An 18,925-nucleotide genomic window follows, 5' to 3' on the forward strand; every position below is an offset into this window, starting at 1 on the left:
AAGTCGATAAGTAGCTACACTTAGCACTTCAAAAATTCAGCCTGAATTAGATTAAATTGCAAATGAATACACAACGTGAACAATTGATACAAACATGGTTAACATCTGTACTCAGTTCAGATCAATTTGAAATCAATTTTTTAGCAGGCGATGCGAGTTTCCGTCGTTATGCACGAATTACCTTGAATAATAAAACATTTATGCTTATGGATGCACCTCCTGAGAAGGAAGATTGTCGTCCTTTTGTTGCGATTGATGAATTCTTTGACACAAATGGGGTGCGTGTACCTCATATTGTTGCCAAGGACTTAGATCAAGGTTTGTTGCTACTTGAAGATTTTGGCGATGTATTGCTATCTACACAATTGAATGATCAAACGGTAGATGTACATTATGCGCAAAGTTTTAAGCAGTTGGTGCAGTTACAGTCTATTGCTACTGCTTCATCACAATTGCCAGCATATGCCTATGAAAAGTTGATTTCAGAAATGGAATTGTTAACGGATTGGTTGTTACCATCATTAGCAATCCAAGTGACAGATGAAGAACATGCGTTAATTAAAAGAACTTTTGCTATCCTTGCCAACGCTGCTTTGGCACAACCTCAAGTAATCGTACATCGTGATTTCCATAGTCGTAATCTGATGATTCTTGAAGGTGAGAAAGACCAAGGCGTGATTGATTTTCAAGACGCAGTGATCGGTGCGGATACTTATGACTTGATTTCGATTACCCGTGATGCCTACGTACAGTGGGGTCCTGAGCGTGTGTATGCGTGGTTTAAAGTATTTTATGACTTATTGCCAGAATCTGCGAAGCAAGATCGTGATTTTGATCAATTTAAACAAGATGCTGACTTTATGGCAATTCAGCGCCATATCAAAATTTTAGGTATTTTCGTTCGTTTGTTTGAGCGTGATGGTAAGTCTGGTTATCTCAAGGACTTGCCTCGTGTCATGTGGTATTTACTGGAAGAGGCAAAACCTTACCCAGAATTACAATCGTTTATGCATTTTATCCATGCACGGGTTTTGCCGAAATTTGAAGAAAAATATGGCACATATGAGGTGGTTGCAGCATGAAAGCGATGATTTTAGCTGCTGGTCTAGGCAATAGAATGCGACCTTTGACCCTCTATAAGCCAAAGCCTTTATTGGAAGTAGGCGGCAAAGCACTAATTGTATGGCATATTGAAAAATTAAAAAAAATGGGTGTGACTGAAATCGTGATTAACTCTGCATGGTTGGCAGATATTCTGATTGGCACCTTGGGTGATGGCTCACAATTTGGTGTGACTATACGCTGGACGCGTGAAGATGAGGGCTTGGAAACTGCAGGTGGGATTATCAATGCCTTAGCACTTCTCGGTGATCAACCTTTTATTCTGGTCAATGGCGATGTATGGACCACTTTTGATTTTGCATCATTATTAGATATCAATCTTGCCGATGATCTTGCGCATTTGGTTTTTGTTAATAATCCTGAACAGCATCCTCAGGGCGATTTTACCTTGGCAAATGGTCGCGCTTATACCTTTGATCAAAATCAGCAAGGTGAAAATTTAACTTACAGTGGTGTCGCTGTGATCAACCCAAAAATGTTTGATGGTCTGGAGCATGGTAAAAGACCGCTTGCACCCTTGCTTAAACAAGGCATGCTAGATGGTAAAATCTCTGCTGAGAAAATGCAGGCAGCGTGGGTTGATGTGGGTACACCTGAACGTTTAACAGCCTTGGATTTGCAAATAAGACAGGGTGAGTATATTTAAGTGAGGATAAATACGCCTAAGTGCGTATTAACTCATCGTTAACTACTGTTCCACGGGCGAGAAATAGGTATACTTTCAGCTAACTTTTTAGAGATGTTATTTGATCATGCATCCATTTTTTCAAGAGTTAAAGCAAGGCAGTCTAAAGCTTGGCTTAAAACTTAGTGATGAAGCATTAGGATTATTGTTGCAATATCAAGATGCACTCGTCCTGTGGAACAAAGCTTATAACTTAACAGCGATTCGCGATCCAAAAGAAATGTTGGTTAAACATTTATTGGATAGCTTAAGTATTTTAAATGATTTACCCGCTGGTCGTTTACTCGATATTGGTACTGGCGGGGGGATGCCAGGGATGATCATTGCACTGTGCCAACCTGAACGCCAATGTGTTTTGTTGGATTCAAATGGTAAGAAAATTCGTTTTCTGAAACAGTTTATTGCAGATTTAAAACTAAAAAATGTTGTCGCAGTTCAGACACGTGTAGAAAATGAAGATAGTATCCATGATCTAGGGCAATTTGATGTGATCACCAGTCGTGCATTTGCTTCATTGACAGATTTTGTGACAGCTTCAGAACCTTATATGCATGAACGCAGTATCATTGCGTCAATGAAAGGTTTGATTCCCACTGAAGAAGTTGATGCTTTAAAAGACAAGTGGAGTTGTGACATTATTGAATTGCATGTACCTCGGTTGGACGAACAACGTCATTTACTTTTATTAAAACAGATTTAAAACAGACTAAGGGTTGGGGTTACCATGGCTCAAATTATTGCTATCGCAAACCAGAAAGGTGGCGTAGGTAAAACCACGACAGCCGTGAATTTGGCTGCCTCTTTGGCAGTGTTGAAAAAGCGTGTTTTATTGGTGGATATGGACTCACAGGGTAATGCTACCATGGGGTCGGGTATTCAGAAAAATGATTTGTTGTATTCAGTCACCGATGTACTTCTGGGTGAAGTACCGATTGAAACTGCAATTAGTAAAGCTGAAGTCGGTTATAAAGTGCTTGGCTCAAATCGTGATTTGGCAGGTGTTGAATTGGCAATCGCAGAGCAAGATGGACGTGAGTTTATTTTGCGTAATGCTTTACAGCAGATTGAAAAAGACTTTGATTATATTATTGTTGATTGTGCACCAAGTTTAAGTTTAATTACGGTCAATGCTTTAGCCGCAGTCGATGCAGTGATTATTCCAATGCAATGTGAGTATTATGCATTAGAAGGATTGGCAGATCTGACCCAGACCATTGATAAAATTCAGCAGGCTTTAAACCCTGAATTGGAAATTATTGGGGTGCTTCGTACCATGTATGATGCACGTAATGCACTCACTCGTGATGTTTCTGCCGAATTAGAACAGTATTTTGGTAAGAAACTTTATGATACAGTGATTCCGCGTAATGTGCGGTTGGCCGAAGCGCCAGCACATGGATTACCGATTATTTATTTTGAGAAAAGCTCTAAAGGTGCAATTGCATATTTAAATTTAGCAGCTGAAATGTTGAAAAAGAGTAAAGTGAAAAAAGGAAATAAAGCATGACCGTGAAAAAAAGAGGGTTGGCAAAGGGTCGTGGCTTAGATGCATTATTAGGTTCAATCCAAAAAGAAAAATTACAACTTGAAGTTCAAGCATTGGATCATGGCCAATTAAAACAGATGGATGTAACCCAATTAAAACGTGGTGCATATCAACCCCGTCGGTTTATTGGTGAGCAAGATTTACAAGAACTTGCAGCGTCAATTAAAAAACATGGTGTAATGCAGCCGATTGTGATTCGTCCGATTGAAAATGACGAAACACCCTATGAAATCATTGCAGGCGAACGCCGCTGGCGTGCTGCTCAATTGGCGGGTTTAACTGAAATTCCTGCAATTGTACGTGATTTGACCGATCAAGTTGCGATTGCCTTGGCATTGATCGAAAACATTCAGCGTCAAGATTTAAACCCTGTTGATCAAGCGTTAGCATTACAACGCTTCCATGAAGAATTTGGGCTTAGTCATCAAGAAATTGCGGATACCGTAGGTAAAGCACGTACTACCGTGAGTAACCTATTGCGTTTATTAAGCCTAGAAGATGAAATCAAAGATTTAATGCAGCAAGGTTTGTTAGACATGGGACACGCCCGTGCGATACTGACACTAAAAGCTAAAGATCAATTGCAAATTGCAAAAATTGTGATTGATAAGAGTTTATCTGTTCGTCAAACCGAGCAGTTGGTGCGTGATTGGAATACACCAAAGCAGGAAAAATCTAAAGACCCACTCGCACCAGATGTACAACAACTGACTCAGAAACTGTCAGAGCGTTTTAGTGCCAGTGTAAAATTAGACTATAACAAACAGGGTAAAGGGAAACTGGTCATCAGTTATAACTCGCTTGATGAGTTAGATGGAATTTTAAATATCTGTTTACCAGAACAATAATGTTTAAGCGATTTAATTAATTTGGGGAACTAAAGATGTGGGAACTTGTTAAAGCCGGCGGTTGGTTAATGCTGCCATTGGTTTTATGTTCAATTTTTACTGTTGCGATTTCAATCGAGAGATTTATACGGCTGAAACGATCTTTAGTTCTACCTAAGTCGCTTATGATGCAAAAAGGTCGTAATGTTGACGATGTTTTAGATGAAATGGAACAAGATCAAGCTGTTTGCCAAACTGCATTGGGCTATATTTTTAAAGATGGTATAGATGCTTACGCTCAAGGTGAAGCATTTGCACGTGCTCAGATGGAAGTGACTGCTTCACGTGAAATTGGATATTTAGAAAAAAATATCAATTTCTTAGGTACATTGAGCGCTGTTGCACCGTTATTGGGTCTATTGGGCACAGTGATTGGAATTATCGAATCCTTTTTAGTCATTGATTTAGGTACGAATGCCAATCCAACCATGATGATTCCTGGTATTTCTAAGGCATTAATTACCACAGCTGCCGGTATGGTGATTGCTATTCCTGCACTATTTGCCTACCGTTATTTTCAGCGCTTAGTTCAGGAATATGTGGCTGAACTCGAGCAACAGTCGACTTTATTTCATGCCGCCTTATTTTTTCAGAAACACCTTGAAAATGAAAAAAAGAAAGCTGGTTAAATCCGTTTTAGGGGTGTTTCATGAAATTTAGACGCAGAACAGTTGAAGATATTCATATTAATCTTACGCCATTGATTGATTGCTTGTTATTTATATTGGTGATTTTATTACTGACCACCACCTTTAATCAGCAAAGCCGGATCAATCTTTCTTTACCGGATGCACAAGGTGTTCCGCCAAAAGAATACAAAAATAAAATTGAAGTCATGGTAGACTCGGCAGGACATTATGCAGTAAATGGGCAGGCACTTTCGAGTAAAGAGTCGGCTGATTTAAGTACTGCAATTAAGCATGCAGCAAATGATAATCGTGATCTGATGTTTGTGATAGCTGCAGATGCTAAAGCGACGCATCAAGATGTTATTCGAGTGATGGACGTCGCAGGACAGCTAGGTTTCGTTAACATCAATATCAGTACCAAAGTTCCATCTCGAGGTTATTAATTAGTGAATCAGGATTTTAAGGTCTATGTCCGTCTTTTGGCGTATTTAAAGCCGTATTGGGGGGCAGCCTTACTCGTTATTGTTGGATTTGGCTTAAATGCAGCAACTGAAGTCTCCGTAGCAAAGTTACTTAAATATATTATTGATGCAATTCAAGGTGGTAATCGTGGCGATCTTGATTGGTTTCCCGCACTGATTATTCTATTGATATTCTTCCGTGGTTTAGGTTTGTTTATGGGTGGCTACTTTACTGCAGTCATCTCAAGAAGTTTGGTGTTTAGTATTCGTCAAGAAGTTTACGCCAAGCTCCTAAAACTTCCAGCGCAGTATTATTTGGATAATTCATCTGGTCATATCACAGCAAAAATAATGTATAACGTGGAGCAACTAACCGCAGCTTCATCTGAATCATTAAAAATATTAGTGCGTGATGGTGCAATTGCTTTAGGCTTGTTGGGCTATTTACTGTATACCAATTGGCGTTTAACTTTATGTATTTTCATCTTTATGCCGATTATTGGCTTATTGGTGCGAAAAGCTTCTAAACGGATGCGTAAACTCTCCATTCAAGTACAAAATACCATGGGAGATGTGAACCATATTGTTCAGGAAACAATCAGTGGTAATGCTGTTGTAAAGAGTTTTGCTGGTGAGGAAAATGAACAAAAACGTTTTTATAAGTCTTCAGAAGAGAACTTAAAACGTGGTTTGAAAATGGTGGTTGTACAGAACTTAAATAGCCCACTGGTTCAACTGGTTATGGCTTTTGCTTTAAGTATCATTATTTGGTTGGCATTGCGTCCACAAATTTTAGGCGATACTTCAGCGGGGGAGTTCGTTGCTTATATCACAGCAGCTGGGTTGCTGGCGAAGCCTATTAAAAATCTAACAGATATCAATGAAAAATTACAACGCGGTATCGCTGCGGCATATTCTGTATTTGAAGTTTTAGATTTACCTCAAGAAGAGAATACTGGAACTTTAACACCAAAATTATTGGGTGATATTAAGTTTGAGCATGTGTCTTTAACTTATAAAAATAATGTAAAAGCAATAGATGATTTTTCATTAGACATACAAGCAGGCCAAACCATTGCTCTGGTTGGGCGTTCAGGTGCTGGTAAGTCATCTTTGGTGAATATGTTGGTGCGCTTTCAGGAAATTAGTGCAGGGCAAATTTATCTAGATCAACTACCTATTCAGGATATTGAACTCAGTTGTTTACGCACACAAGTTGCGATGGTCAACCAGCAAGTGGTTTTATTTGATCGAACTGTGCGTGAAAATATTGCATATGGTCAGTTAGAAAAAGCATCCGATGAAGCTATTGTTGCAGCAGCTAAGGCGGCTTATGCACACGACTTCATTATGGAATTACCAAAAGGTTATGACACACCATTAGGAGCGCAAGGTTTAAGTCTTTCAGGTGGTCAACGTCAACGCATTGCCATTGCGCGTGCAATTCTTAAAAATGCACCGATTCTTATCCTAGATGAAGCCACCAGTGCTTTGGACAATGAGTCTGAACACTTTATTCAAAAAGCATTTGATGAAGCGATGCTTGATCAAAATAGAACCACGATTGTGATCGCTCACCGACTATCCACGATTGAGAAAGCGGATAAGATTGTGGTTATGGATAAAGGGCGTATTATAGAGCAAGGTACTCATACTGAGTTATTGGCGAAGCATGGCGCTTACTATCAATTGTATGAACGTAACTTTGAGGAATAATCGAACATGTCTATTGCGCAAATCATTCAAGATGCTTGGAATAAACAGTCCAAGTGGTTGATTGCATTGCGGCCATTGTCATGGTTATATCAGTTCGGTTTTACGGTAAATAAGCAACTGTATCAAAAAGGTATAAAAAAAACCTATAAAGCACCTGTCCCAGTGATGATTATTGGAAATATTACTGTGGGCGGGAGTGGGAAGACACCGTTATTGATTCAGTTGGTTAAATATTTGCAACATCAGCATGTCCGAGTTGGTGTGATTAGCCGTGGTTATGGCGGTCAAGGGCCTTTCCCTGCACTGGTTACTTTAGATTCTGTGCCTGATCAAGTAGGCGATGAACCCTGTTTAATCGTTCAGTCTACTGAGGTTCCCATGGTGGTGGGTGGCAATCGCCAAGCCAATATTGAGTTACTACTGCAACATTACCAGCTTGATTTAATCATCAGTGATGATGGTTTACAGCATTGGGCTTTAGCGCGTCAAATCGAATGGATTGTACTTGATAATAATCGTGGTTTGGGTAATCAGAAGCTACTTCCTGAAGGTTATTTACGCGAGCCTGTGAGCCGTTTAAAACACGGTACCGTGATTGAACATGCACATCAGCCACATTCAGCTCTGAATATGCATTTAGAAGTGACAGAACCTTATCTTTTAAATCCAAGTTTTGACCAATCTGAGCAGTTTGATCCTACACTTGATTATTATGCAGTCGTTGGAATTGGTTTTCCTCAACGTTTTTATAACACCTTGGAAAGTATAGGTGTAACTCAATTTCAATGTCATGAATTTCCAGACCATTATGATTATGAAATTGATGATTTGCAGTTTGAAGATAACAATCCGATTATCACTACTGAAAAAGATGCAGTAAAGCTTTTACCGTTATTGAAAAATCATTCTACATTTAGTCGTGAGATTTGGGTGGTTCCAGTTGGAGCGGTCTTGTCTGATGAATGCTATCTATTACTCAACCAACAACTTACTCAACTTGGTATTGATCTAATACAAGGTTAATTTGATGAAACATATTGTTATTCCTGCGCGTTTTGCGAGTTCACGTCTTCCGGGTAAACCGCTCTTAGAAATTCATGGTCGAGCCATGATTTTACGTGTGGTCGATCAAGCAAAAAAAGTACAGGGGTTTGATGACCTTTGTGTGGCAACAGATGACCCTCATATTGCAGCGCTTTGCCGAGCAGAAGGTGTGGATGTTGTGATGACTGATCCGAATCATCCTTCAGGCACAGACCGTTTAAGTGAAGTTGCTCGGATCAAAGGTTGGGATGCTGAGGATATTATTGTGAATGTACAGGGCGATGAGCCTTTGTTGCCTGCACAATTGGTGATTCAAGTTGCGGAATTATTGGCGCAGAAAGCGGATTGTTCAATGTCGACCTTATGTGAGCCGATACATCAGCTTGACGAGTTTCAGCGTGACAGCATTGTGAAAGTGGTGATGTCTAAGTTCAATGAAGCGCTTTATTTTAGTCGTGCGCAAATTCCTTATGATCGAGAGGGTATTAAACAGGCTGAGCAAAAGCTACATCAGCATGCTTATCGTCATTTGGGCTTATATGCTTACCGTGTCAAGCTTTTACAAGAATATGTTACTTGGGATATGGGTGTTTTAGAACAGTTGGAAAGCTTAGAGCAATTACGCGTTTTAGAAAATGGACATCGTATTGCGATTGATATCGCACAAGTAAACTTACCACCCGGTGTCGATACTCAAGCTGATTTGGATCGCTTAAATGCCTTGGATGTAGCGGTTTTTGAATAGTTTGTCTTTGCGTCACTTGTTTTTACCTCACTTGTATTTAGGTTTTTGATTCATGGATGCTTCTAATTCTCAGGTTTATCCTTGGCAGCAACAAGCATGGGAAACCTTAACAGGTCGCTTTCCAAAATTAGGGCATGGTTTATTGTTCTATGGTAAAAAAGGCTGTGGTAAACATGCGTTTACCCAACATTTTTTGTCATGGGTTTTGTGTTTAAATAAAACACCACAAGGCGCTTGTGGCGAGTGCGCAAGTTGCCAGTGGCTCAAATCGGATACCCATCCTAACTATGTTAATATCACGACCGATGAAGAGAATAAGAAGCAAAACGCGAAAATTAAGATCGAGAAGATCCGTGATTTACTACCATTTGTGCAGCAAACAGTAGATGGTTGGCGCGTTATTGTGATTGAACCTGCAGAAGCTTTAAACATTGCTTCTGCAAATGCATTATTAAAAACGCTAGAAGAGCCAGGTGATCGAGTACAGATTATTTTACTTGCGGAACATTATCTAAAGCTCCCAGCAACGATTCGTAGTCGATTACAGCACTTTGCCATGGATCGAATTAGCCCCACGCTTTCAGAAAAATATTTGCAACAACATTTACCCGCTGAAATGCATTCTAAAATTAACTTGTTGATGAATTTATCCAATAATATGCCATTGCAAGCATTGGCGCTTGCTGAGCTGGATTGGTTAAATCGACGTGGGGAATTTTTACAAGATTGGCAAAAATTGGTCAGTCAAAAAAGCATGCCTTTACAGTTTGCTTCAAAATGGAATAAAGAACTGAGCTTTTATGATTTTTTACAAATGTTTGAATACTTGTTGTCAGATATAATTTGTGTCAAGCTGAATCAAGTTGTAAAGAATTCAGATTTGCAATTGGATGAGCTTGCAGCGCAGTATCAATTGCAAAGCTTGTTCTCTATTTATGAGGATTTACAACAATCTAAGCTAAAAGTTGATCAAAATGTACAAACAAATCTAATTATTGATCAATTGTCGATTCAGTTAATGAATGTGACATAAAATTTGAATATTCAGGGGGAATAATCATGCAACCACGTATGGGCGGTTTGATTCAAGTCAACATCAATGATCGTGCAACCTTACAAGCCAGTTATATGCCTTATATTTTAGGTGGTGGCTTATTTGTACCATCAAAGAATGCTGTAAAAATGGGCGATGAAGTGTTCGTATTGGCAGGTTTGCCAGATCAATCACAGAAAGTTCCCTTAACAGGGAAAGTGATTTGGATTTCGCAAAAGCAAAATGGAATTAAGCCACAAGGTTTTGCAATTCAACTCACTGGCGAAAAAGGCATCTATTACAAAATGGAAGCAGAAAAACTACTCGCAGGCAGTATGTCTTTAGACCGTCCTAGCTTTACAATGTAAGCCAATTTTCAATATTTAGGAATTTCTGTGTTTGTTGATACGCATTGCCATTTAACCATGTTAAATCTTGAACCTTATGCTGGGGATCTCGATGCCGCATTACAACAAGCAAGAGATGCTGGTGTGTCCAAATTTATGGGGATTTCTGTAGATTTGGATGACCATATCGCACTTGCAGAAATTGCCGCAAGACATTCAGATGTGGGCTATAGTGTTGGTGTGCACCCATGTGAAGATCCTTCAGTGATGCAACGTGCAAGTGTTGAAAAACTGGTTGAACTGGCGCAGGCTGAAAAAGTTTGGGCCTTGGGTGAAACAGGCTTGGATTATTTTCATAGTACTGAATTTATTGCTGAACAAAAAGCCTGTTTTGCACGACATATTCACGCATCGCAACAGGTTAAAAAACCTGTAGTTGTCCATACCCGTTCAGCAAAGCATGAAACTGTAGACATTATTCGGGCTGAAAAATCAACACATGGTATTTTACATTGTTTTACAGAGGATTGGGAGACTGCAAAGGCCGTTTTAGATTGTGGCTACTATATTTCCTTCTCTGGAATTGTTTCATTTAAAAATGCGCAAGATTTAAGAGATGTTGCAAAGCAGGTACCTTTAGATCGCTTGTTGATTGAAACAGATAGTCCTTATTTGGCGCCGATGCCTTATCGAGGAAAACCGAATGAACCAAAATACGTTCCTTATGTAGCCAAAGCGCTGAGTGATGTATATGATAAAACGCTTGAAGAGATCGCTTTCATTACCACACAAAATTTTGAAAATCTGCTTCAACAAAAGTGATTGAAAAGCACTGATTTAAAAAGCAATCAATAGAAGTGCGTCAATTTATTAACGGATAGAATTAACAAGAGAGTTTATCGGGTGAAGATGGATCGACAGGCTCAGTTTAGAGCAAGAGAAGCATTGATTTTTCAGGTTGCTGAACAACTGCTTTTAGAAAATGGTGAAGCAGGGATGACATTGGATGCCCTAGCTGCAGAATTAGATCTAGCCAAGGGAACACTTTATAAGCATTTTCAGAGTAAGGATGAGTTGTATATACTGCTCATCATTCGTAATGAACGTATGTTACTTGAAATGGTACGTGATACTGAAAAAGCATTTCCTGAGCATTTGGCTTTTTTTATGTTGCACCATTTACACCATCCTGAACGTGCAGTGTTATTCCATCAGATCGAAGAGCGATTATCCACCACTGGACAAGGCATCCATCATTTATTTAGCGAACTCTATCAAGTGCGTAAACAACGTTTACGTATCATTATTCGCATGACAGAAAACTATCTAGAATCCATTCAAAGTTTGATGTCGGTACGTGATTATTTGGCTTCGATTTGGTCAATTACGCATGGTGGAGCAGCGATACTGAATTCAAGCTTCTATCAGCGTTATTTAGGTTGTCGAGATACCTTACGTGTCGCATTGATTGATCAGGCGTTGGCTGTGCCAAAACATCCACAAGCCTCAGAACAGGTGGCTTAGCTGCAATGAAAAATCTACGATCATCTCAAAAAATACGAGGTTTTACCTTAATTGAGGTGATGGTGGTGATCGTCATCATCAGTATTATTGCCTCATTGATCATTTTAAATATTGATGGCGTAGATCAGCGTAAAGCTATGCAAGCACGCGAGATGTTATTGCTCGATTTAAAGCAGATTAATCGTGAAGCCAATGATCAAGCGCGTATTTATGCACTCGATTTACACAATGCTACGGATGTTGCAGATGCACAGTATGGTGTTATTGAATATATTCCAGTCAAAGAAGACGCTGAGCAACGTATCCGAGTGGTTGATAATAAACCTTGGAAAGAAGTGACAGACTTTCCTAAAAGAGCGTTGCCAGAATACGTTTCATTTTCTATTGAAACGGAAGATCATCAATTCCAAAATGCAAATAACTCAGAACTCTTGGGGAATAATGCACCTAAATTGATTTGGTTTGGGAATGGTGAAGTCAAACCTGTCACAATTCAAATGTATTATCAGCAAAAGCCAGTGGGTGGGGTGATTCGAGTTGATTATTTGGGTAAAGTAGATGAAGAAAAATAAGGGCTTTACTTTAATTGAGGTGGTTGTGGCTTTGGCGATTTTTGCAGTCGCAGCAATGGCTTTGACTAAAGTCGCGATGCAATATACGCAGTCGACAGCCAACGCGATTTTACGAACCAAAGCTCAGTTTGTTGCACAGAATGAAATCTCAATGATGATGATTAATCGTGAATGGCTGTCAGGAACATCATCCAAACAAATCACCACACAAGGTGAAACTTGGCAGGTAGATAAAAAAGCAGAATCTACACTGAGCCCAAATGTACAAAAAATAGATGTGCAAGTGAGCCTTTTTAATCCTGATACGGGCAAAGTAGAAGCAGGGATTACCAATATGGTGTTCTTTAATTATCCGATCAAAGAAAAATAATGATGAATCTAATCAAACATAAAAAAAATCAAACTGTGTATTCACAGAAAAGTACGGGTTTTACCTTAATTGAACTTTTGGTGGCTATTGCAATCTTTGCTGTTTTGTCAGCATTGGGCTGGAAAATATTTGACTATCTGATTAAGGTTAAAGATCGTAATGTCATACATGAGGAAAATTTAGGTCAATTGCAAGGTGCCTATCAACAGATTCAGCGTGATACCTTACAGATTGTTCCTATTTCTGCGAGAAGTGGTGAGGAAATTGAACCTGCTTTACGCTTAGACAATCAAAAACTTTCTTTCAGTAAAACAGGTGTAACCGACCCGCTTAAACAGGGGCTGTCACCCTATGAACGAATTGAATATGTTTACAATGCACAAGAGAAAAAACTTTATCGGTTAAAATATTCAAATTTAAATCGAAATAATTCAGAACAACCCTTATCGAGTGTATTATTGGCAGATGTTGATCAGTATCGTATTGATGTTTTAAATCCAACTGAATTAGATCGTTGGCCAAACGATATGATTAAAAATGATGGGCAATTGCCACGTGGGATTAAAATTAAAGTAATGATTCGTGATATAGAATATGAATGGATTTTTAGTTTGCTTAATTCTGACTATCTGATCAATACCGGCACAGATAATTAAATCAGTATTGTGTTAGATGTGGATCAATAAATTTAGGTAAATCATTCATGCAATTAAAGCAGCAAAAAGGTATCGCATTAATTACGATTTTAGTGATGGTCGCTTTGGCAACCATTATTGCTGCGACGATTGCTAAACGTCAAAATTACACCAATGAAAGTACAGGGTTTTTAAAACGGCAAAGCCAAGCACTTTTTTATGCAAAGAGTGCGGAAGCATTTTATTCTGAGATATTGGTACAAGACAGCGAAAACAGCAAAGAGGCAGATTATTTACAGGAAACTTGGGCAAAACCAATGCCAGCATTTCCCGTTGAAGATGGATATGTTACAGGTGTGTTGGAAGATGAGTCAGGTAAATTCAATTTAAACAGTTTATTAACCAATGAAGGTAAGCCCAACGATGCAGCACAGAAATATTTTTCTAAACTGTTGGTTCGTGTCGGTTTACCTGCTGATGCTGTCCAAGCCGTGATTGATTGGCAAGATCCAGATAATGAAACCATAGGTTCATTCGGCGCCGAAACAAGTTATTACCAAGGTTTACCTAAACCATATTTGGCTGCAAATCGAAAATTTTCCAGTGTTGAAGAACTTAAACAAGTACGTGGTTTTGAAGAAAAAAAGTATGATTTAATCGCACCTTATATATCGGCACTGCCTGATATTGCCACACGAATTAATGTTAATACAGCACCTGCAATGGTTTTGGCAGCCATGGATGAAAAACTAGACGTAAATAGCATACAAACAGCTTTAAAAGCGCGACAAGAAAAACTTGAGCACTTTGCCAATGTAGGTGAGTTGATGAAAGTCGCACCATTTGACACATTGGAAGCTGCAAGTAAAACCGAGGCAGATAAGATTTTCGGTGTGACATCCAATTATTTTAAAGCCAAGATCGAAGTATCTTTAAGCAATCGAAAGCGTCAATTTACTACGCGCTTTATGCGTAATGATAAATCGCAAGTTTATGTTTATTCGCGTAGCCTTGCGCCATTTTGAAAATTTTAGTGAATATTTATTTTAACTATATGATTTTAAATAACTATAAAAAATAGTTAAAAGGTAGTCAAAAGGTTGGTTGATTGAGTAAACATGATTCGATAAGCTAAATAGGCCTAAAAAAGCAGATCATGCTTTTTGCTAATTGCAATCAACGTGAAAATTAATGCTCAGGGTTCGAGTTTTGCTTTATAATCGAGATTCTTTACCGATTTGTTTATAAAATTTGGCTCATGTTAATTCGTAAGTTATTTAAGTTTGAAAATGCACATATTGTGCGCAATTGCACGTCAGATCGTTGCAAACGGTCTATACACGGGCACAGCTATAAAGTTGAATTACTACTTAAAGCTTCAAAACTTGATCATGGTCAAATGGTATATGACTTTGGATTGCTTAAAGGTGTAATTAAAGAAATTTTCGACAGTTTTGACCATGCGATCTGTTTTTGGCAAGAAGATAACTCTGAATATATTCAGGCGTGTAAAACTTTTAGTGCTCGTTGGGTGGCTTTGCCAGTTTCTCCATCGGCTGAACAGTTTTCACGGATATTCTTTTTTCTCGCGCAACAGATTTTAAAATCCACCATTACCCAAAATGGGGAAGGGGATGTTGAAGTCTACTCTGTGATTGTGCATGAAACCGATACAGGTTATGCGCAAAGTTTTCAAGAAGATATTGAAAATGCTCAGATGGGACTGTTGAATCTGGATAAAATTATTTTTTCTGAGCAGGTCATATCTGAATGGTCTGACCCAGAAATGTATGAAAAATTGAAACAAGGTATTCCGTTTCAAAACCCTGAAGTGGATTTACAGGTTAAAATTTAAATGATGATTCTTGAGTGAAATCCATCTTTAGGACAAATAAATTTTTAGGAAAATGAAATTTAGGATGAAAGTTGATGCAATTATCTGAACTCGAACAAACAAAATTAAATCAAGTTCGGTTAGATCAAAGTTGGAAAGAAGGTTTAGCTGAGTTTCTTTTGAGTCAGCAAATGGATGATTTGCGTTCTTTTTTAGTTGCTGAAAAAAATGCAAATAAAACCATTTATCCACCGAGCTCACGTATTTTCAATGCATTAGACACAACGCCATTGAATCATGTAAAAGTGGTCATTTTAGGACAGGATCCTTATCACGGCCCTGATCAAGCGCATGGCTTGAGTTTTTCCGTACAAAGAGGTGTTGCATTGCCTCCGTCTTTACGTAATATCTTTCATGAGTTAAATACAGATTTAGCTGTGCCTGTATCCCGACATGGTGATCTCACTAAATGGGCTCAACAGGGTGTATTGCTTTTAAATAGTGTGTTGACAGTGGAAGCTGGGCAACCGACATCACATCAAAAACGCGGTTGGGAAAATTTTACAGATCATGTGATTGATGTGTTAAATGAGCATAGAGAGCACATTGTATTTATACTTTGGGGTGCATATGCTCAGAAAAAAGGACAACGTATAGATCAAACGAAGCATCTGGTATTAAAAGCTGCGCACCCATCTCCATTGGCAGCAAATCGTGGTGGCTTTTTTGGTTGTAAGGTTTTTTCAAAAACAAATAATTATCTGAAACAATATGGCATTGAGCCAATCGACTGGCAGCTGGACGCATGACAAACTCTCCCGAAATAAATAATTATCACCCAGATCTGATTATCGAAGAAGCGAAAAAGGGATGGCGAATTATTCGCTTAAATCGTCCTAAGTCGCTTCATGCACTTGATGAATCTATCGTTGCGGCATTATTGAAGCTGTTTGAGGATTTTCATCATGATGACTCAGTTAAGGCAATTTGGTTGGATTCAACCACGCCAAAAGCTTTTTGTGCAGGTGGTGATGTTCGTAAACTTCGCCAATTGGTGATCAACAATGAAGTTGAAACAGCCAATAAGTTTTTTGAAACGGAATATGCTTTAGATTTACTGTTGCATAATTATGCTAAACCTATAGTGGTTTGGGGTGAAGGTTATGTCATGGGTGGTGGCTTAGGCTTATTTATGGCTGCCCCATTTCGTTTAGTTACTCCGTATTCGCGTCTTGCTATGCCTGAAGTGAATATTGGTCTATATCCAGATGTGGGGGCTACACGTTTCTTGGCAGATCGTGGTCCGATAGGTTTATTCACAGGTTTAACTGGTTCGATCATGACTGCAGCGGGTGGTTATGGGATTGGCTGGGCAACTCATATTTGTGATGCCCAACGTGATGTGGTTTTGCAGAAACTGATTGATATTGATTGGGATCATTATCCTGCTGGTGATTTCCGTGCTTTAGATGACACCTTAAATAGTTTACATCGTCCTGTTTCACCGGGACCGTTGCAAAACTCTTTGGATGTGATTCATAGTGTTTGTCGTGGTGTAAACTTTGAACATGATTATGAAGCGATTATTGGCCTAAGTGATGCGCGTAGTGATTGGTTGCGTCAAGCCAGTGAGAATCTACAAAAGGGCTCACCAAGTACTGCTGCGATTACCTGGTTGTTATGGCAGTGGGGACGTCAAGTTCATCCGTGGTCTGAGGTTTTTGAATTAGAAAAACAAATTTCTGATTGGAAAATTCGTCATCCTGATTTTGTTGAAGGGGTACGCGCACGTTTGGTGGATAAAGATTTATCACCAGAGTGGGAACAGGTTGAGTCTCGAACATTGCGTGGAATACTTGCTAAAAATCCACCCGTCACAACGATTGACAGTTGGAATGCGCTGCTAAGTCAGTACGGTATCATTTAAGGTCATATGACTGAAAAAACTCAACAACACATAGATCAACAATGGATGCAGCTGGCTTTAGAGCAAGCTGCATTTGCTGCATCTATCGGTGAAATTCCTGTAGGTGCAGTGATTGTAAGTCAGGGGCAAGTCATTGGTGAAGGTTATAATCAACCGATTGCTCAGCATGATCCAACAGCCCATGCGGAAATTCAGGCACTGCGCAATGCGTGTCAAAAGATTGAAAATTATCGCCTGCCAGAAGACGCCACTTTATACGTCACACTTGAACCTTGTACCATGTGTGTTGGTGCATTAATCCATGCAAGAATCAAACGTGTGGTTTTTGGCGCGACTGAACCTAAAGCGGGTTCACTTATCAGTAGCCGCCAACTGTTAGAGATTGGCTATTACAATCATATATTTCAGTTTGAAGGCGGTTGTTTACAAACGCAGTGCTCAAGCCAACTGTCTGATTTTTTTAAAATGCGTCGTGAGCAAAAAAAACAATTAAAGTTACAACAAAAGACCTTAAATGACTCATTAAAATGATCTAGAATACACAAGATTTTAGTGACAATGAAAATTGTCAAAATAAGGGTTTAAAAATATAGTTAAAGTTTAAAAGGGTATAACAATGAATTCTATTCAAGTAAAACAAGAGTTTAATGCACCAATCGATCAGGTTTTTGACTTGTTATCAAAACATTCAACCTATAATGTGGCTTTTGCTCCCATTCAAGTTGTACGGGTAAAAGATGCTGCTGATCCTGAACGCCCAGATGGATTGGGTTCTATCCGTCGTATGGGGTTTGGTCCGATCAAGCCGATTCAAGAGCAAATTACGCATCTGGATGTCAATAAACGTATTGAATATAAGTTAATTAACAATCCATTGATTAAACATCATATTGGAATTATTGAGTTTACAGCGCTTGCTGCAAACAAAACCCGTGTTGACTATACGATCGAATTACAAGCACGTGCACCATTTGTGAGTAAATTAATACTTGCACAGCTTAAACTAGCGATTACACTTGGATTTAAGAAACTTGCTAAGTCTGTAGCTTAATTGGAAATTCAATGACAATTCAAATTATCACAATCGATGGGCCAAGTGGTTCTGGTAAAGGAACACTTGCAGCAAAACTTGCGCATCACTATCAATTCCATTTATTAGACTCTGGTGCGCTGTATCGTTTGCTTGGATTGTCATTGCATCAAAAAGAATTGTTAGACGCATTAGATACTGAATCTGTATTGCAACAAAGTGTGACCATTGCAACAAATTTAGATATCGTATTTAAGAGTGCTGATAACGGAATCATGATTTTGTTAGATGGTGAGGATGTCTCACAAACGATTCGTACTGAACGTGTTGGTGAATTTGCTTCAAAAGTCGCAGCAATTCCAGCGCTTAGAGCGGCATTGGTAGATCGACAACATGCTTTTGCTCAGTTGCCTGGCTTGGTTGCCGATGGGCGTGATATGGGCACTTCTATTTTTCCACAAGCACAAGCGAAGATTTATCTCACTGCTTCAGCCGAGTCCCGTGCAGAGCGTCGTGTAAAACAGTTGCAGGGAATGGGGCTGGATGTTAAAATAAGCGACATTTTAGCAAATATACAAGCTCGAGATAAAAGAGATATGGAACGCACAGTCGCTCCACTCAAGCCAGCAGAAGACGCTTATATCATTGATAGCTCAGAAATGAACATCGATGAAGTGTTTAAACTGATGACTGATTATGTCGAGTTACATTTAGCTAAATAAAGAATATTTAACCAAATATTAGCCAAAGCATAGCTTGATCAGTTTATACGGACTATGTGGATGGCTTAACTAAACCGGCCTTGTCTGATCCAAGAC

Annotated in this window: 24 protein-coding genes; all 24 read left to right on the forward strand. The window is 39.0% G+C overall.

Annotation, left to right across the window (positions count from 1 at the left end; all coding sequences use genetic code 11):
• Nucleotides 1–62 precede the first annotated feature (62 nt).
• The 24 genes from ASC84_RS01040 (at nucleotide 63) to cmk (ending at nucleotide 18,829) form a co-directional block, all read left to right on the forward strand.
• On the forward strand, nucleotides 63–1,082 hold the full coding sequence (locus ASC84_RS01040) for an aminoglycoside phosphotransferase family protein (protein WP_056510819.1): 1,020 nt from the start codon (nucleotides 63–65) through the stop codon (nucleotides 1,080–1,082).
• Entirely contained in the window at nucleotides 1,079–1,768 is a 690-nt protein-coding gene (gene murU, locus ASC84_RS01045; RefSeq protein WP_056510822.1) for an N-acetylmuramate alpha-1-phosphate uridylyltransferase MurU, read from the forward strand. Before ASC84_RS01040 ends, murU begins: the two co-directional genes overlap by 4 nt.
• Nucleotides 1,769–1,874: 106 nt before the next feature.
• Nucleotides 1,875–2,507: a 16S rRNA (guanine(527)-N(7))-methyltransferase RsmG gene (rsmG, locus tag ASC84_RS01050; protein WP_004720854.1), complete on the forward strand. Its 633-nt coding sequence runs from the start codon at nucleotides 1,875–1,877 to the stop codon at nucleotides 2,505–2,507.
• A 24-nt stretch (nucleotides 2,508–2,531) separates the two neighbouring features.
• Nucleotides 2,532–3,314: a ParA family protein gene (locus ASC84_RS01055; RefSeq protein WP_004720853.1), complete on the forward strand. Its 783-nt coding sequence runs from the start codon at nucleotides 2,532–2,534 to the stop codon at nucleotides 3,312–3,314.
• Nucleotides 3,311–4,201, forward strand: coding sequence for a ParB/RepB/Spo0J family partition protein (locus tag ASC84_RS01060; RefSeq protein ID WP_004720851.1), 891 nt, complete (start codon nucleotides 3,311–3,313; stop codon nucleotides 4,199–4,201). The genes ASC84_RS01055 and ASC84_RS01060 overlap by 4 nt, the downstream gene beginning before the upstream one ends.
• Nucleotides 4,202–4,236: 35 nt before the next feature.
• Entirely contained in the window at nucleotides 4,237–4,869 is a 633-nt protein-coding gene (locus ASC84_RS01065) for a MotA/TolQ/ExbB proton channel family protein (protein WP_056510825.1), read from the forward strand.
• Between the two features lie 20 nt (nucleotides 4,870–4,889).
• Nucleotides 4,890–5,312 carry a biopolymer transporter ExbD gene (locus ASC84_RS01070; protein WP_056510829.1) on the forward strand — a complete coding sequence of 141 codons (423 nt, stop codon included), beginning with the start codon at nucleotides 4,890–4,892 and terminating at the stop codon, nucleotides 5,310–5,312.
• Between the two features lie 3 nt (nucleotides 5,313–5,315).
• Nucleotides 5,316–7,046, forward strand: a complete 1,731-nt coding sequence (msbA, locus tag ASC84_RS01075; protein ID WP_056510831.1) for a lipid A export permease/ATP-binding protein MsbA — start codon at nucleotides 5,316–5,318, stop codon at nucleotides 7,044–7,046.
• Between the two features lie 6 nt (nucleotides 7,047–7,052).
• Entirely contained in the window at nucleotides 7,053–8,069 is a 1,017-nt protein-coding gene (gene lpxK / locus ASC84_RS01080; RefSeq protein ID WP_056510834.1) for a tetraacyldisaccharide 4'-kinase, read from the forward strand.
• A gap of 4 nt (nucleotides 8,070–8,073) precedes the next feature.
• Nucleotides 8,074–8,835: a 3-deoxy-manno-octulosonate cytidylyltransferase gene (gene kdsB, locus ASC84_RS01085; RefSeq protein WP_056510838.1), complete on the forward strand. Its 762-nt coding sequence runs from the start codon at nucleotides 8,074–8,076 to the stop codon at nucleotides 8,833–8,835.
• Nucleotides 8,836–8,887: 52 nt separating this feature from the next.
• Nucleotides 8,888–9,868 carry a DNA polymerase III subunit delta' gene (locus tag ASC84_RS01090; RefSeq protein ID WP_056510841.1) on the forward strand — a complete coding sequence of 327 codons (981 nt, stop codon included), beginning with the start codon at nucleotides 8,888–8,890 and terminating at the stop codon, nucleotides 9,866–9,868.
• Nucleotides 9,869–9,894: 26 nt separating this feature from the next.
• On the forward strand, nucleotides 9,895–10,236 hold the full coding sequence (locus tag ASC84_RS01095) for a PilZ domain-containing protein (RefSeq protein ID WP_004720833.1): 342 nt from the start codon (nucleotides 9,895–9,897) through the stop codon (nucleotides 10,234–10,236).
• A 27-nt stretch (nucleotides 10,237–10,263) separates the two neighbouring features.
• On the forward strand, nucleotides 10,264–11,037 hold the full coding sequence (locus ASC84_RS01100) for a TatD family hydrolase (RefSeq protein ID WP_056510844.1): 774 nt from the start codon (nucleotides 10,264–10,266) through the stop codon (nucleotides 11,035–11,037).
• A gap of 87 nt (nucleotides 11,038–11,124) precedes the next feature.
• Nucleotides 11,125–11,739 (forward strand): TetR/AcrR family transcriptional regulator, encoded by a 615-nt coding sequence (locus ASC84_RS01105; RefSeq protein WP_056510845.1) that lies wholly within the window; start codon nucleotides 11,125–11,127, stop codon nucleotides 11,737–11,739.
• 5 nt (nucleotides 11,740–11,744) lie between these two features.
• Nucleotides 11,745–12,311 (forward strand): prepilin-type N-terminal cleavage/methylation domain-containing protein, encoded by a 567-nt coding sequence (locus ASC84_RS01110; protein ID WP_056510848.1) that lies wholly within the window; start codon nucleotides 11,745–11,747, stop codon nucleotides 12,309–12,311.
• Nucleotides 12,298–12,681 (forward strand): type II secretion system minor pseudopilin GspI, encoded by a 384-nt coding sequence (gene gspI, locus ASC84_RS01115; RefSeq protein WP_016539436.1) that lies wholly within the window; start codon nucleotides 12,298–12,300, stop codon nucleotides 12,679–12,681. The genes ASC84_RS01110 and gspI overlap by 14 nt, the downstream gene beginning before the upstream one ends.
• Nucleotides 12,681–13,337 carry a type II secretion system minor pseudopilin GspJ gene (gene gspJ / locus ASC84_RS01120; protein ID WP_081409299.1) on the forward strand — a complete coding sequence of 219 codons (657 nt, stop codon included), beginning with the start codon at nucleotides 12,681–12,683 and terminating at the stop codon, nucleotides 13,335–13,337. The genes gspI and gspJ overlap by 1 nt, the downstream gene beginning before the upstream one ends.
• A 47-nt stretch (nucleotides 13,338–13,384) precedes the next feature.
• Nucleotides 13,385–14,341: a type II secretion system minor pseudopilin GspK gene (gene gspK / locus ASC84_RS01125; RefSeq protein ID WP_056510856.1), complete on the forward strand. Its 957-nt coding sequence runs from the start codon at nucleotides 13,385–13,387 to the stop codon at nucleotides 14,339–14,341.
• 233 nt (nucleotides 14,342–14,574) lie between these two features.
• Complete coding sequence (locus ASC84_RS01130; RefSeq protein ID WP_056510859.1) at nucleotides 14,575–15,171, forward strand: 6-carboxytetrahydropterin synthase; 597 nt, start codon at nucleotides 14,575–14,577, stop codon at nucleotides 15,169–15,171.
• Nucleotides 15,172–15,245: 74 nt separating this feature from the next.
• Nucleotides 15,246–15,959 (forward strand): uracil-DNA glycosylase, encoded by a 714-nt coding sequence (gene ung / locus ASC84_RS01135; protein ID WP_056510862.1) that lies wholly within the window; start codon nucleotides 15,246–15,248, stop codon nucleotides 15,957–15,959.
• Nucleotides 15,956–17,077, forward strand: a complete 1,122-nt coding sequence (locus tag ASC84_RS01140; RefSeq protein ID WP_056510865.1) for an enoyl-CoA hydratase/isomerase family protein — start codon at nucleotides 15,956–15,958, stop codon at nucleotides 17,075–17,077. The genes ung and ASC84_RS01140 overlap by 4 nt, the downstream gene beginning before the upstream one ends.
• Before the next feature lie 6 nt (nucleotides 17,078–17,083).
• Nucleotides 17,084–17,608 (forward strand): tRNA adenosine(34) deaminase TadA, encoded by a 525-nt coding sequence (gene tadA, locus ASC84_RS01145; RefSeq protein ID WP_056510868.1) that lies wholly within the window; start codon nucleotides 17,084–17,086, stop codon nucleotides 17,606–17,608.
• 85 nt (nucleotides 17,609–17,693) lie between these two features.
• Nucleotides 17,694–18,128 (forward strand): SRPBCC family protein, encoded by a 435-nt coding sequence (locus ASC84_RS01150; protein ID WP_004821248.1) that lies wholly within the window; start codon nucleotides 17,694–17,696, stop codon nucleotides 18,126–18,128.
• 11 nt (nucleotides 18,129–18,139) lie between these two features.
• Nucleotides 18,140–18,829, forward strand: coding sequence for a (d)CMP kinase (gene cmk / locus ASC84_RS01155; RefSeq protein ID WP_004821249.1), 690 nt, complete (start codon nucleotides 18,140–18,142; stop codon nucleotides 18,827–18,829).
• Nucleotides 18,830–18,925 lie beyond the last annotated feature (96 nt).

The sequence above is a fragment of the Acinetobacter sp. Root1280 genome (genome assembly GCF_001425285.1).
Classification (GTDB): domain Bacteria; phylum Pseudomonadota; class Gammaproteobacteria; order Pseudomonadales; family Moraxellaceae; genus Acinetobacter; species Acinetobacter guillouiae.